The organism is Candidatus Planktophila sp. (assembly GCF_044232745.1).
Taxonomy (GTDB): Bacteria; Actinomycetota; Actinomycetes; order Nanopelagicales; family Nanopelagicaceae; genus Planktophila.
Map to the genome: position 1 here is coordinate 122,664 of NZ_JBIILI010000004.1, position 12,074 is coordinate 134,737.

The 12,074-nt window shown below is 46.2% G+C and carries 13 protein-coding genes, 1 tRNA gene and 1 other RNA gene; 4 read left to right on the top strand and 11 right to left on the bottom strand.

Annotated elements, in window-relative coordinates; translation table 11 throughout:
- Position 1 precedes the first annotated feature (1 nt).
- Positions 2-1,036: a class II fructose-bisphosphate aldolase gene (gene fbaA / locus AC9UGD_RS04170; protein ID WP_509569950.1), complete on the bottom strand. Its 1,035-nt coding sequence runs from the start codon at positions 1,034-1,036 to the stop codon at positions 2-4.
- A 351-nt stretch (positions 1,037-1,387) separates the two neighbouring features.
- On the opposite strand from fbaA, the gene acs reads away from it, so the two are divergent.
- Positions 1,388-3,352, top strand: a complete 1,965-nt coding sequence (gene acs / locus AC9UGD_RS04175; RefSeq protein ID WP_509569952.1) for an acetate--CoA ligase — start codon at positions 1,388-1,390, stop codon at positions 3,350-3,352.
- Here acs and AC9UGD_RS04180 read toward each other — a convergent pair.
- Both AC9UGD_RS04180 and nth read right to left on the bottom strand, forming a co-directional pair.
- Positions 3,349-3,876: a TlpA family protein disulfide reductase gene (locus tag AC9UGD_RS04180; protein WP_509569954.1), complete on the bottom strand. Its 528-nt coding sequence runs from the start codon at positions 3,874-3,876 to the stop codon at positions 3,349-3,351. The genes acs and AC9UGD_RS04180 overlap by 4 nt on opposite strands.
- The gene (gene nth / locus AC9UGD_RS04185; RefSeq protein ID WP_509569956.1) at positions 3,873-4,571 is read right to left on the bottom strand and encodes an endonuclease III; all 699 of its coding nucleotides are present in this window, start codon (positions 4,569-4,571) and stop codon (positions 3,873-3,875) included. The genes AC9UGD_RS04180 and nth overlap by 4 nt, the downstream gene beginning before the upstream one ends.
- Here nth and AC9UGD_RS04190 point away from each other — a divergent pair.
- Entirely contained in the window at positions 4,570-5,274 is a 705-nt protein-coding gene (locus AC9UGD_RS04190) for a Crp/Fnr family transcriptional regulator (protein ID WP_509569959.1), read from the top strand. The genes nth and AC9UGD_RS04190 overlap by 2 nt on opposite strands.
- Here AC9UGD_RS04190 and AC9UGD_RS04195 read toward each other — a convergent pair whose 3' ends face one another.
- The 8 genes from AC9UGD_RS04195 to ffs form a co-directional block, all read right to left on the bottom strand.
- A complete protein-coding gene (locus AC9UGD_RS04195; RefSeq protein WP_509569962.1) occupies positions 5,275-5,742 on the bottom strand; it encodes a RidA family protein in 468 nt (155 codons plus the stop codon).
- Entirely contained in the window at positions 5,739-5,897 is a 159-nt protein-coding gene (sp36, locus tag AC9UGD_RS04200) for a Sp36 family protein (protein WP_509569965.1), read from the bottom strand. Before sp36 ends, AC9UGD_RS04195 begins: the two co-directional genes overlap by 4 nt.
- On the bottom strand, positions 5,894-6,346 hold the full coding sequence (locus AC9UGD_RS04205) for a GatB/YqeY domain-containing protein (RefSeq protein WP_509569968.1): 453 nt from the start codon (positions 6,344-6,346) through the stop codon (positions 5,894-5,896). The genes sp36 and AC9UGD_RS04205 overlap by 4 nt, the downstream gene beginning before the upstream one ends.
- Positions 6,343-7,416, bottom strand: coding sequence for an aspartate-semialdehyde dehydrogenase (locus AC9UGD_RS04210; RefSeq protein ID WP_509569971.1), 1,074 nt, complete (start codon positions 7,414-7,416; stop codon positions 6,343-6,345). Before AC9UGD_RS04210 ends, AC9UGD_RS04205 begins: the two co-directional genes overlap by 4 nt.
- A complete protein-coding gene (locus tag AC9UGD_RS04215; RefSeq protein ID WP_509569974.1) occupies positions 7,413-8,684 on the bottom strand; it encodes an aspartate kinase in 1,272 nt (423 codons plus the stop codon). Before AC9UGD_RS04215 ends, AC9UGD_RS04210 begins: the two co-directional genes overlap by 4 nt.
- A 90-nt stretch (positions 8,685-8,774) precedes the next feature.
- The gene (gene recR, locus AC9UGD_RS04220; protein WP_509569998.1) at positions 8,775-9,368 is read right to left on the bottom strand and encodes a recombination mediator RecR; all 594 of its coding nucleotides are present in this window, start codon (positions 9,366-9,368) and stop codon (positions 8,775-8,777) included.
- A 12-nt stretch (positions 9,369-9,380) separates the two neighbouring features.
- Positions 9,381-11,108 (bottom strand): DNA polymerase III subunit gamma and tau, encoded by a 1,728-nt coding sequence (locus AC9UGD_RS04225; RefSeq protein ID WP_509569977.1) that lies wholly within the window; start codon positions 11,106-11,108, stop codon positions 9,381-9,383.
- 52 nt (positions 11,109-11,160) lie between these two features.
- Positions 11,161-11,257, bottom strand: an RNA gene (gene ffs / locus AC9UGD_RS04230) — signal recognition particle sRNA small type.
- 41 nt (positions 11,258-11,298) lie between these two features.
- Here ffs and AC9UGD_RS04235 point away from each other — a divergent pair.
- Positions 11,299-11,386 (top strand) — tRNA-Ser (locus AC9UGD_RS04235).
- A gap of 22 nt (positions 11,387-11,408) precedes the next feature.
- Positions 11,409-12,074, top strand: a 666-nt coding sequence (locus tag AC9UGD_RS04240) for an alpha/beta fold hydrolase (RefSeq protein ID WP_509569980.1), incomplete at its 3' end; no start/stop codon positions are given.

Sequence of the window (12,074 nt, forward strand, 5' to 3'; positions counted from 1 at the left end):
ATTACTTAAGTGATGAAGTACCGGCAGAGCGTAAATCTTCACAGCCGCGAACAACGCGAGCGGCCATTCCTGCTTCTGCAGCTTTACCCCACGCGCGAGGATCGTAAGCCTTCTTGTTTCCAACTTCGCCATCGATCTTTAGCACGCCGTCATAGTTCTTGAGCATGTGATCAACAACTGGGCGTGTAAATGCGTACTGAGTATCTGTATCGATATTCATCTTAATTACACCGTAATCAAGTGATTCGCGGATTTCAGAAAGTAGCGATCCAGAACCACCATGGAATACCAAGTCCATTGGCTTGCTTCCGGCAGGTAGTCCAAGCTTTGCGGCAACTGCTTCTTGCAATGTTGCAAGGATCTTTGGTTGCAGTACAACATTGCCTGGCTTGTAAACACCATGAACATTTCCAAATGTTGCTGCCACCATGTAGCGAGCATTTACATCGGTTCCAAGTGTTTCAATTGTCATTAATGCATCTTCAGGTGTTGAGTACAGCTTTGCATCATGCTTAGCTTCGATGCCATCTTCTTCTCCACCAACAACGCCGATTTCGATTTCAAGAATAGTTCTGGCAGCAACAGACATCGCCAACATTTCCTTAGCGACCTTCATGTTTTCAACCATGTCAACAGCAGATCCATCCCACATGTGTGAGGTAAACAATGGTCCCTTGCCAGATTTAATTCGATCTGCACCAATTGCAAGAAGTGGACGCATAAAGCCATCTAACTTTTCTGCTGGGCAGTGATCAGTGTGAATTCCAATATTTACTTTGTAATTCTTTGCAACAACATGTGCGAACTCTGCGAGCGCAACTGCGCCATCAACCATGTTCTTAACTGTTGAGCCCGATGCGTATTCCGCGCCGCCCCATGAAAATTGGATAATTCCATCTGACTCTGCTTCGGCGAATCCACGAATAGCAGCAGTGATGGTTTGTGATGATGAAACGTTGATTGCTGGGTAAGCGAATGCGCCCTTTTTAGCGCGATCCAACATATCCGCAAAAATTTCGGGGGTTGCAATTGGCATTCTGACTCCTATGGACTCGTTGTAATTCTTTAGACCGAGCGCTTCATTGAGTCGTCTAGAGGCTTACGGCCAATCCTCTCACCTTCGCCTAGTTGGCACAAAAAGACCCTCCGCAGGGGGTTAGCGGAGGGTCTTTTTCGCTGTCAGCTCAGTGTTTTGAGGGCGTTTGCCAAGAATTTGGCAAGAGCGGCTACCAGAACTGGGCTGCTTAGCAGTTTGATCAGCATCAAAATGAAGGATGTAAGCATTGTTTCTCCTCTCTTTGGCGCATTGTGAAACCGCTTGGCACGCCAAAAATCCATCACCGCTTTGTCTGTTGATAACAATGCCAAGCAGGTAGCCTCTAGCGTTATGAGCCAAGATCACGAGTCCCTAGAAAACCTGCTCAGCGAGGATCGTCAATTTCCTCCGACCGCCGAGTTTGCAGCCCAGGCAAATGCAAAGCCCGATCTGTATGACCAAGCCGAAAGCGATCGCTTGGCATTTTGGGATGTGCAAGCAAAACGGCTGTCATGGCAAACACCATGGAATAAAACTCTGGAATGGGAATCACCGTTTGCTCAATGGTTTGTTGGCGGCAAAATCAACGCATCTGTAAATGCCTTGGATCGTCATGTGCAAGAAGGTCGCGGCGATCGTGTTGCATTTCATTTTGAAGGCGAACCGGGCGATATACAAACAATTACATATGCGCAGTTGTTGACTGAAGTAAAGAAAACAGCAAATGCATTAACCGAACTTGGAGTTGTTGCTGGTGATCGCGTTGCAATTTATATGCCGATGATTCCCGAAGCTGCAATTGCAATGCTTGCCTGTGCCCGTATCGGAGCGCCACATAGTGTTGTCTTCGGTGGATTTTCTGCCGATGCGTTGTTGTCCCGAATTCAAGATGCTGATGCAAAATTAGTTATCACAGCAGATGGTGGATTTAGAAAAGGTGCAGCGTTCGCCTTAAAGCCTGCCGTAGATGAAGCGCTTAAAGGTCAACACAATGTTAAAAAGGTTTTAGTTGTACAGCGAACCAAACAAGAGACTGCCTGGAATTCGGAAACTGATGTTTGGTGGCATGAGATTGTTAGTCGCCAATCAACAGATCACACCGCAGAATTTTTCGATTCTGAGCACCCATTGTTTATTTTGTACACATCGGGCACAACTGCAAAACCAAAGGGAATCTTCCATACAACAGGCGGCTATTTAACTCAGGCTGCCTATACCCACCGAGTTGTCTTTGATATCAAGCCTGAAACAGATGTTTATTGGTGCACTGCAGATGTGGGTTGGATTACCGGCCATAGCTACATTGTGTATGGGCCACTAATAAATGGTGCAACACAGGTTATGTACGAAGGAACCCCTGATACTCCTCATAAGGGACGCATCTTTGAGTTAATCGAAAAATATGGCGTCACTATTTTGTACACCGCGCCTACGTTGATTCGTACGTGGATGAAATGGGGCGATGAGTTTCCTAATAAATACAATTTGTCGTCGCTACGTTTATTGGGATCAGTTGGTGAACCAATTAATCCTGAAGCATGGATGTGGTACCGCGAAGTTATTGGTGGAAACCGCTGCCCAATTGTTGATACCTGGTGGCAAACAGAAACTGGTGGAATCATGATTTCACCTTTACCAGGTGTAACCGCAACAAAACCTGGTTCTGCAATGACCGCGATTCCTGGAATCAGCGCAGTTGTTGTTGATGACAATGGAAACCCTGTTGCAAAAGGACATGGTGGTTATTTAATTTTGGATAAGCCGTGGCCCGGAATGTTGCGCGGTATCTGGGGCGAAGATGAGCGATATAAAGAAACTTACTGGTCCCGATTTGAAGGAATCTATTTTGCTGGTGATGGCGCCAAGTTAGATAAAGATGGTGCAATCTGGTTGCTCGGTCGAGTTGATGATGTCATGAATGTTTCAGGACACCGTATTTCTACAACTGAAGTTGAATCTGCTCTTGTTTCACATGAAGCAGTTGCCGAAGCAGCTGTAGTTGGCGCACAAGATGCGATGACAGGACAAGGAATTGTTGCCTTCGTTATTTTGCGTGGCGGAATTGCGCATGCAAAGGGAGAAACTCTTATTACCGAGCTGCGAAACCATGTTGCCAAGCAAATCGGTGCCATCGCTAAACCACGTCAGATTCTGGTTGTCGCAGAGCTTCCAAAAACCAGAAGTGGCAAGATTATGCGGCGATTATTAAAGGATGTTGCTGAAAATCGCCAAGTTGGAGATGCCACAACCTTGGCTGATCCCAATGTTATGCGCTTGATTTCAGATGGTTTGCATACTTCAAAGGATGAGGACTAGAGCTGCACACCTAAGTATTTGTCTGCCAATGCGATCAGTTCGGCCTCATTCTTGAAAACGCCAATCTTTTTGCCTGAAACAGAACCATCTGCTGCAATAAACCAGGTAACCGGCACGCCCATACCGAAATACTCACGTGAGCGACCATCTGAGTCAAACAAATTGGGCCATGTGATCCCATTTTCTTCTACAAACTTTCGGCCATCCTCAACTCTGGCCTCTTCGACATCAACACCAATTAGCGCGACCTTGTCTTTAGCTTTCTCATAAAAGGATCTAAGAATTGGAATTTCTTCCTTGCAAGGCCCACACCATGATCCCCACACATTAACAATCATGGGGCCTTGCAGCGCTCCGAGTTGTGCGCCAGTAGAACCATCCAAACAATCCAATTGAATTCCATCAACAGATGTTGTGTTCTGTGTAATCGAATCGCATGAAACAACTTCACCTTTTACGTATGTTGATGTTGAAGAACATGAGGTAAGAAGCATTAGGGAAACTGCTGCTAACGCTTTTCTCACCTGAAATCCTTATCTGTTTTAACCAACAGTAACGCTTTCTCTTTATTCATTTCGCCAATTCCAACACTTGGGCAAATTTTTGCAACAGGACATGCTCCACAAGCTGGTTTACGCGAATGACAAATACGACGCCCGTGCCAAATCATTCGCTGCGAAAGATTTGTCCACTCGGCTTGTGGAATTAATTGCTGAACAACCATTTCAACTTTTACTGGATCGGTTTCTTTGGTCCAACCAAATCTCCTAGACAGACGACCAAAGTGTGTATCTACAGTTATTCCAGGAGTATCAAATGCATGCCCCAAAACAACATTGGCCGTCTTGCGACCAACCCCTGGCAAGGTTATTAATTCCTCAAGAGTTCGCGGAACTTCTCCTCCAAAATCTTCTAGCAATTTGATGTTCAGTCCTTTTATGTTGCGGGCTTTAGCGCGATAGAAACCAGTGGAATGAATCAGATCTTCAATCTCGTGCATGCCTGCTTTTGCATAGGCCTTCGGATTCTTATACTTCTTAAAAAGCGCTGGCGTAACAGTGTTGACTCTCTTATCTGTGCACTGTGCGCTCAACACCGTAGCAATCAATAACTCGAGCGGGTTGGTGAAATCTAGCTCGCAGCGTATTTCTGGATAGGTCTTAGTAAGAATGCGGTACACAGCCCTAGCCTCTTTGCGGGTTTCGCTATCGACCACCATGGGTAGTAAAGTACCCCTCGTGCCTATAGATCAAGAAGTTATTCGTAAAGCGCCTCTTTTTACTGCGCTAGATGATGTCGCTGCCGCTTCCTTGGTGGCAAATATGGTTACCGTAAAGATTTCAAAGGGATCTGTTTTGTTCGCAGAAGGCGATGAAGGCGATCACCTGTATGTAATTGCTGAAGGCAAGTTAAAGCTTGGAACTTCTAGTGGTGATGGTCGCGAAAACCTGCTGTCAATTCTTGGACCTGGCGAAATGTTTGGTGAATTAAGTCTTTTTGATCCAGGCCCACGCACATCAACTGCAACTGCAGTAACCGATGCGAAGTTATTAAGTCTTGGACAAGACAAGTTGCTGCCATGGCTTATCGAAAATCCAATGGTTTCTTTGCAACTTCTTGCACGTTTGGCACAGCGACTTCGCCGTACAAATGAAGCAGTTGGCGATCTAGTTTTCTCTGATGTTCCTGGACGAGTTGCTAAGGCGCTCATTGATCTTGGCGAGCGTTTTGGAAAGCAAACAGATGATGGTTTATTTGTTCACCACGATCTAACTCAAGAAGAATTAGCACAACTAGTCGGTGCATCTCGCGAAACCGTTAATAAAGCACTTGCAGACTTCGCAGGACGCAACTGGTTAAAACTAGATGGTCGCGCTGTTTTGATTACAGATTTTGAACGTCTTTCAAAGCGCGGTAAGTGATTAGTCAGTAATTTCGACTGTTAGTTCGATTTCCACTGGTGAGTTAAGTGGAAGCTCTGCAATTCCGACAGCGCTGCGTGCATGCTTTGCACCATCGCCCCAGATGGCTAAAAACAGTTCAGATGCGCCATTAACAACAGCTGGATGATTGATGTAACCAGATACGCCATTTACATATCCAACTACTCGAACAATCTTTGTAATCTTGTTTACATCTGCAACCAATTCAACTGCTGCAAGTGCGTTAAGTGCACAAATTTGCGCAAGCTCTTTTGCGCGCTCAGGAGTGATCTCTCCATCAACTTTGCCAACACCAGCCATCTGGCCATCAACTAATGGAAGTTGTCCTGCAGTGAAAACTAAATTACCTGTGCGAATCGCAGGAACATAAGCAGCAACTGGCTTTGCAGCAACTGGAAGTTCTAAACCAAGTTCGGCTAACTTTGCACGAACATCAACCTTATTCATGCGATAGCTCTTTTCATGTACGCAACAAGCTGTTCGCCTGTGCCAGGTGCTGGAATAACTTGAACGAGTTCCCAACCATCTGAGCCCCAAGTATCAAGGATCTGCTTAGTTGCATGTGAAAGGAGAGGGACTGTTGCGTATTCATACTTAATCATTTGTTGAGACTCTCTTTCACTAGTGATGAAACAAGTGCTCCATCAGCCTTTCCTGCAATCTTCGCCTTTATCGCGCCCATTACCTTGCCCATGTCTGCAGGACCTGCAGCACCAGTTGCTGCGATTGCATCAGCGATGATCTGCTTAACCTCATCTGCAGTTAACTGTGCGGGTAAATACTTAGCAATTACTTCGCCTTCTGATTTTTCCAGCGCAGCCTTTTCTGGATGGCCCGCACCTTCAAATGCTTCGGCAGCTTCGCGACGCTTCTTTGCCTCGCGGGATAAAACAACAATTACTTCATCATCACTTAGAACACGTGCTTCTTTACCGGCAACCTCTTCATTAGTAATTGCGGTTAGAACCATACGGATAGTGCTTGATGTGATTTCATTGCGACCACGAATTGCTTCAGTTAAGTCGGCGCGTAATGTTTCTTTGATTGTCATTTTGTTAACTCTACCGCCAATAACTCTGCGATCTGAGCGGTATTTAGAGCTGCTCCCTTGCGCAGATTGTCTCCGCACAAGAATAAATCAAGAGATTTCTTGTCATCTGGTGAACGACGTACTCGGCCGACCCAGGTTGCATCTGTTCCAACAGCATCATTTGGTGTTGGAAACTTCTTGTTTTCAGGATCATCAAGCAAGGTAACTCCGGCAGCCTTCTCAAGGAGCTTTTGCGCTCCTTTTCGAGTTACTTCATTTTTAAATGTTGCATGCACCGCAAGTGAATGTGTTGTCAGGACTGGAACACGAACACATGTTGCAGAAACCTTTAAGCGTGGCATTCCTAGGATCTTGCGAGATTCATTGCGAACCTTAAGTTCCTCGGATGTGTAGCCATCTTCTTTGAGTGATCCTGCCCATGGCACCACATTTAGTGCAAGTGGTGCTGGGAATACATCGTTCTTTGTCACAACGGTACGAACATCTCCTGTTGCTTCACCAAGATTCTTACCGGCAACTGCAGAAATCTGTTCACGCAATGCATCGATGCCAGGTTGTCCTGCGCCAGATGCTGCTTGATATGAAGCAACTACGAGTTCCTTCAATTGATACTTTTTGTTAAGTGCGCCCATTGCAACAATCATCGAAAGTGTTGTGCAGTTTGGATTTGAAATAATTCCCTTTGGGCGCTTCTTTGTATCTTTTGGATTTACTTCAGGAACAACCAATGGAACTTTTGGATCCATGCGGAAGGCACCTGAGTTATCAACAACAATTGCGCCACGTGAAACAGCAATTGGTGCCCACTCTGCCGACACTTCATCTGGAACATCAAACATTGCAACATCGATGCCATCAAAAGCTTCTGGCGAAAGTGCTACGACAGTCAATTCTTCTCCGCGACATGTTAACTTCTTACCAGCGCTGCGCGCTGAAGCGATCAAACGGATCTCGCCCCAGACATCTTTACGTTCAGAAAGAATGCTGAGCATTACAGTGCCAACAGCACCTGTTGCGCCAACGACGGCAAGTGTTGGTTTCTTAGAAACTTTCTTCACTTTTTTACTCATCGTCCAGTTCCTCCATATACAACTGCTTCATTTTGATCTGCATCTAATTCAAATGCAGTGTGAGCTGCCTTTGCTCCTCGTTCTAGATCAGCTTCGCGACAGATTATTGAAATGCGAATTTCAGAGGTTGAAATCATTTCAATGTTCACGCCTGCATCCGATAGAGCACCAAAGAATGTTGCGGTGACGCCTGGATGTGAGCGCATACCAGCGCCAACTAATGACAATTTGCCGATTTGATCATCGTATTGAATTGAGGCAAAGCCAACTTCGCCCTGTAGTTTCTGCAAAATTGCAGTTGCTGCAGCGCCTTCAGCCTTTGGCAAGGTAAATGAAATATCTGTCAGACCAGTTGCAGCAGCGGAAACGTTTTGCACAATCATGTCGATATTGATGTCGGCATCTGCAATTGCTTGGAAGATACGTGCAGCAACACCAGTTCGGTCAGGTACTCCCACGATCGTTATTTTCGCTTCGGACTTATCGTGTGCGATACCCGAGATAATTGCTTGCTCCATGCTGCCTCCTTCTGGATGATCTTTGACCACCCATGTTCCTTCATTTGTAGTAAAAGATGAACGTACGTGAATTGGTAGGTTGTAACGGCGTGCGTATTCGACGCAACGCAAGTGCAAAACTTTTGCGCCACTTGCTGCGAGTTCGAGCATTTCATCGTAAGTAACTGTTTTTAATTTACGAGCACTTGGAACAACACGGGGATCGGCGCTGAATACACCGTCAACATCTGTATAGATTTCGCAAACATCTGCTTCTAACGCTGCAGCTAAAGCAACCGCTGTTGTGTCGCTACCACCGCGACCCAATGTTGTTACATCCTTTGTGTCTTGCGAGATTCCTTGGAAGCCAGCAACGATTGCAATTGCACCGCCATCTAACGCTTCTTTTATTCGACCAGGTGTCACATCGATAATGCGAGCGCGACCATGTGCAGATGTTGTAATCACACCTGCTTGGCTGCCGGTAAAGGACAACGCTTCGTGGCCCAAGTTGTTGATTGCCATTGCAAGTAACGCCATTGAAATTCGCTCACCAGCGGTTAGCAACATATCTAGTTCGCGGCCCTGAGGAATAGGAGTGATTTGTTCGGCTAGATCAATTAATTCATCGGTGGTATCGCCCATTGCTGAAACCACAACAACAACCTGATTACCATCCCGCTTTGCCGCCACAATTCTGTTGGCTACGCGCTTTAGCCCAGCAGCATCTGCCACTGAAGAGCCGCCGTATTTCTGAACAATTAGTCCCATGGCTCAATCATGAAGCACAGAATTGATTGGGGCTACCTGATTTCCGGCTTTTCCCAAATAATGAGACGATAAACATCTCAATTAATGAGATTAAACATCCCTACGGCCCTCAAAGGCGCGGCCAAGGGTAACTTCATCGGCATATTCCAAATCTCCGCCCACCGGCAATCCGCTGGCCAAACGCGACACCTTTATGTCCATCGGCTTAATTAATCGGGATAAATAGGTAGCTGTTGCTTCGCCCTCAAGGTTTGGATCAGTTGCCAAGATAACTTCAACGATTCCAGCATCTGCCAAACGAATCATTAGCTCGCGAATTCGAAGTTGTTCGGGACCAATGCCATCAATCGGACTAATTGCGCCACCAAGCACATGGTACTTACCGCGAAATTCGCGAGTACGTTCGATTGCAATTACATCTTTGCTTTCTTCGACAACACAAATGATGGTGTTATCTCTTCGAGGATCGCGACAAATACGACATTCATCTTCTTCAGAAACATTTCCACACACCACACAGAACTTAACTCGCTCTTTAACAACACGAATTGAATCAACAAGGGCGGAGGCAACTTCGGAATCAGATTGCAAAATGTGAAAAGCGATTCGCTGCGCACTCTTTGGACCAATACCTGGCAAGCGACCGAGCGCGTCAATTAAATCTTGAATTGCACCTTCGTACATTCCTGACATCTATTACTTACCTTCAATAACTTTTGCGCCAAGCTCTTTTGCCAGCAACGCAGCACCTGACAAAAGCACAGCATCACTTGGTGCTTCAGATGTTCTTGTCTCTCGCGCCGCCGGCGTATTGGTATCAATAGAAGGATCAACAACCACCGCAATCTTTCGATCCAATCCCACCACATCAATAAATGCGTTTCGCAGAATCACATCAGATTCGGAACGTTCAAAACTTTCCTTTGCGCCAGCATTAACAATGCCAATAGTGATCGCATCCTCATCAACGCTAAGCACCTGCGCACTTGCTGACAACAACGACCACGTAAGTCTGCGACGCTTCTTTACATCTTCAATTACATCCGGCCACGCACGTCTTAGTGCGGCAATATCAAAGTTGCCCGGAACATGAGCCTTCGGTACCGCGACCGGGGCGGAGTCCTTTGTAGTAGCAGTCGTTTTTACTTCTTCCACTTTAGAGTTGCTGAGTGCTTCAGTCGAATGAGTGGAGGTTGCTCTTTCTTTTGGCTCCACGGTTCGAGTTGGAGCGGAAGCAACGGGAGCTGTCGTAAGAGGAGCAATGTTCTCTGCTCTTTCAAGTCGTTCAATGCGTGAAAGCATCCCCGCCTCGGTGTTGTCCCCAATTGGCAACAAAATGCGCCCGCAAATGAGTTCCAGGATTAAGCGCGGCGCAGTAGCCCCACGCATTTGGGTCAAACCCTCTGCTGCAATATCTGCTGCGCGCGAAAGATTTGCCGTACCAATTCTGTTTGCCTGATTGCGCATGCGTTCCATTTGATCATCTGGCATATCGCGCAAGATTGAATTAGCTGTTGAATCCTTGAGCGCATCAACAATCATTAAGTCGCGAATTCGTTCCAACATATCGCTGGTGAATCTGCGTGGATCATGTCCTGATTCGATAACGCGATCAATAGTCTTAAACAACGTTGCACCATCATGAGCGGCAATCGCATCGATTGCATCATCTAATAACGCGCCATCTGTAAAGCCAAGTAGTTGAATTGCAATTTCGTAGCTAACGCCATCTTTGCCGGCACCAGCTAATAATTGACCCAGTACAGAAAGTGCATCACGAACAGACCCGCCAGATGCACGTACTACAAGTGGAATAACACCTTTATCAACTTTTACACCTTCAGAATTACAAACCTTTTCTAGGTGCGCTGCCAAAGTCCCGGGTGGAACTAAACGGAATGGATAGTGGTGTGTACGAGAACGAATAGTTGCAATTAACTTATCTGGTTCAGTTGTAGCAAAAATGAAAATTACATGTGCTGGTGGCTCTTCCACAACTTTTAGCAATGCATTGGCTGCACCTGGTCCAAGCTGATGTGCTTCGTCAATAATGTAAATCTTGTAACGACTCTGAACTGGCGCGAAAAATGCTTTATCGCGTAGGTCGCGCGCATCATCTACTAAACCGTGGGTCGCAGCATCTAGTTCAATAACATCTAATGAACCTGGACCATTCGCAACTAAATCTTTACATGATTGACAATCGCCACATGGGTTAGGTGTTGGGCCTTTTTCACAGTTAAGCGAGCGCGCCATGATTCGTGCACTAGAAGTTTTGCCACAACCACGAGGACCACTAAATAAATATGCGTGGTGTGTGCGACCTGATTCCAAAGCATTTGAAAGTGGAACAGTTACATGTTCTTGCCCAATGACATCTGCAAAAACAGAGGGACGATATTTACGATACAAAGCTAATGACATCGCCTGCTCCTCTACTGTTCGTCGCGCCTGTTTTCCTACCTGCACACCCTATTAAAAGGACCCCTCGCACACCCGCCAGAGCGGACCTACCCTTGCTGCATTCCTGCCCTGGGGGAGTTCAGTACGGTAACGCCGTACGAGGGATCTGGCGCAATCATAGTTACAGCCACCGATAGAGTTCACCTCCTCGGGAGGATTCGCATAGCGGCCGAGTGCGCACGCTTGGAAAGCGTGTATAGGGCAACCTATCGAGGGTTCAAATCCCTCATCCTCCGCCAGATTTAGTGCCATCATGACTGTATGAGTAACGCCCTGAAGCTCTCCGATGGTCGCTCTATCGAATACATCGACAACGGAGTTTCATCCAAGTCAGCCTTAATCCTTCATCACGGAACTCCAACATCCATGACTGTTTGGGGAACATGGTTAGCGGCCGCGGCAGAAAAAGGAATTAGGGCAATCGCGTTTACTCGCCCTGGATATGCCGGAAGTGATAGAAAAGTTGGCCATCGGATCATTGACTCAAATGATGATCTCCAAGAAATTTTAAACCAACTAGATATTGAAAACTTTGTTTCCGTTGGCTGGTCAGGAGGCGGTCCATACGCACTTGCTTCAGGACTTTTGAAAAAATGCACCGGAGTTCAACTGATCGCGAGTGTGTCGCCTTACGATGCAGCAGATTTTGATTGGTTTCAGGATCAAACTCCTGAAATGGTTGAGGAAGCAAAGGTTTCCGCGAAAAGTTTAGAAGATTCCATAGCCTTTAAGGAAGGTTATTACACAGAACTTCGTGACATGACAACAGAACAGTTTTTAGTCGAATATGAAAAGCGTTTGAGTTTTAAAGCATTTGAGAATGCATACCGGGAATTTTCGAAGGACTTGAGTTTTTCAATGCGTGATGCGTTAAGAGATGGTGCTATTGGATATGCCGAAGATGAATACGCATTTCTTAGCAATTGG

What these genes read in the sequence shown, in the direction of transcription:
- recR (WP_509569998.1), bottom strand. Translation starts at nt 9,368, where the DNA reads ATGTACGAAGGTGCAATTCAAGATTTAATTGACGCGCTCGGTCGCTTG.
- AC9UGD_RS04225 (WP_509569977.1), bottom strand. Translation starts at nt 11,108, where the DNA reads ATGTCATTAGCTTTGTATCGTAAATATCGTCCCTCTGTTTTTGCAGAT.
- AC9UGD_RS04205 (WP_509569968.1), bottom strand. Translation starts at nt 6,346, where the DNA reads ATGACAATCAAAGAAACATTACGCGCCGACTTAACTGAAGCAATTCGT.
- sp36 (WP_509569965.1), bottom strand. Translation starts at nt 5,897, where the DNA reads ATGATTAAGTATGAATACGCAACAGTCCCTCTCCTTTCACATGCAACT.
- AC9UGD_RS04210 (WP_509569971.1), bottom strand. Translation starts at nt 7,416, where the DNA reads ATGAGTAAAAAAGTGAAGAAAGTTTCTAAGAAACCAACACTTGCCGTC.
- fbaA (WP_509569950.1), bottom strand. Translation starts at nt 1,036, where the DNA reads ATGCCAATTGCAACCCCCGAAATTTTTGCGGATATGTTGGATCGCGCT.
- acs (WP_509569952.1), top strand. Translation starts at nt 1,388, where the DNA reads ATGAGCCAAGATCACGAGTCCCTAGAAAACCTGCTCAGCGAGGATCGT.
- AC9UGD_RS04195 (WP_509569962.1), bottom strand. Translation starts at nt 5,742, where the DNA reads ATGAATAAGGTTGATGTTCGTGCAAAGTTAGCCGAACTTGGTTTAGAA.
- nth (WP_509569956.1), bottom strand. Translation starts at nt 4,571, where the DNA reads ATGGTGGTCGATAGCGAAACCCGCAAAGAGGCTAGGGCTGTGTACCGC.
- AC9UGD_RS04215 (WP_509569974.1), bottom strand. Translation starts at nt 8,684, where the DNA reads ATGGGACTAATTGTTCAGAAATACGGCGGCTCTTCAGTGGCAGATGCT.
- AC9UGD_RS04190 (WP_509569959.1), top strand. Translation starts at nt 4,570, where the DNA reads ATGGGTAGTAAAGTACCCCTCGTGCCTATAGATCAAGAAGTTATTCGT.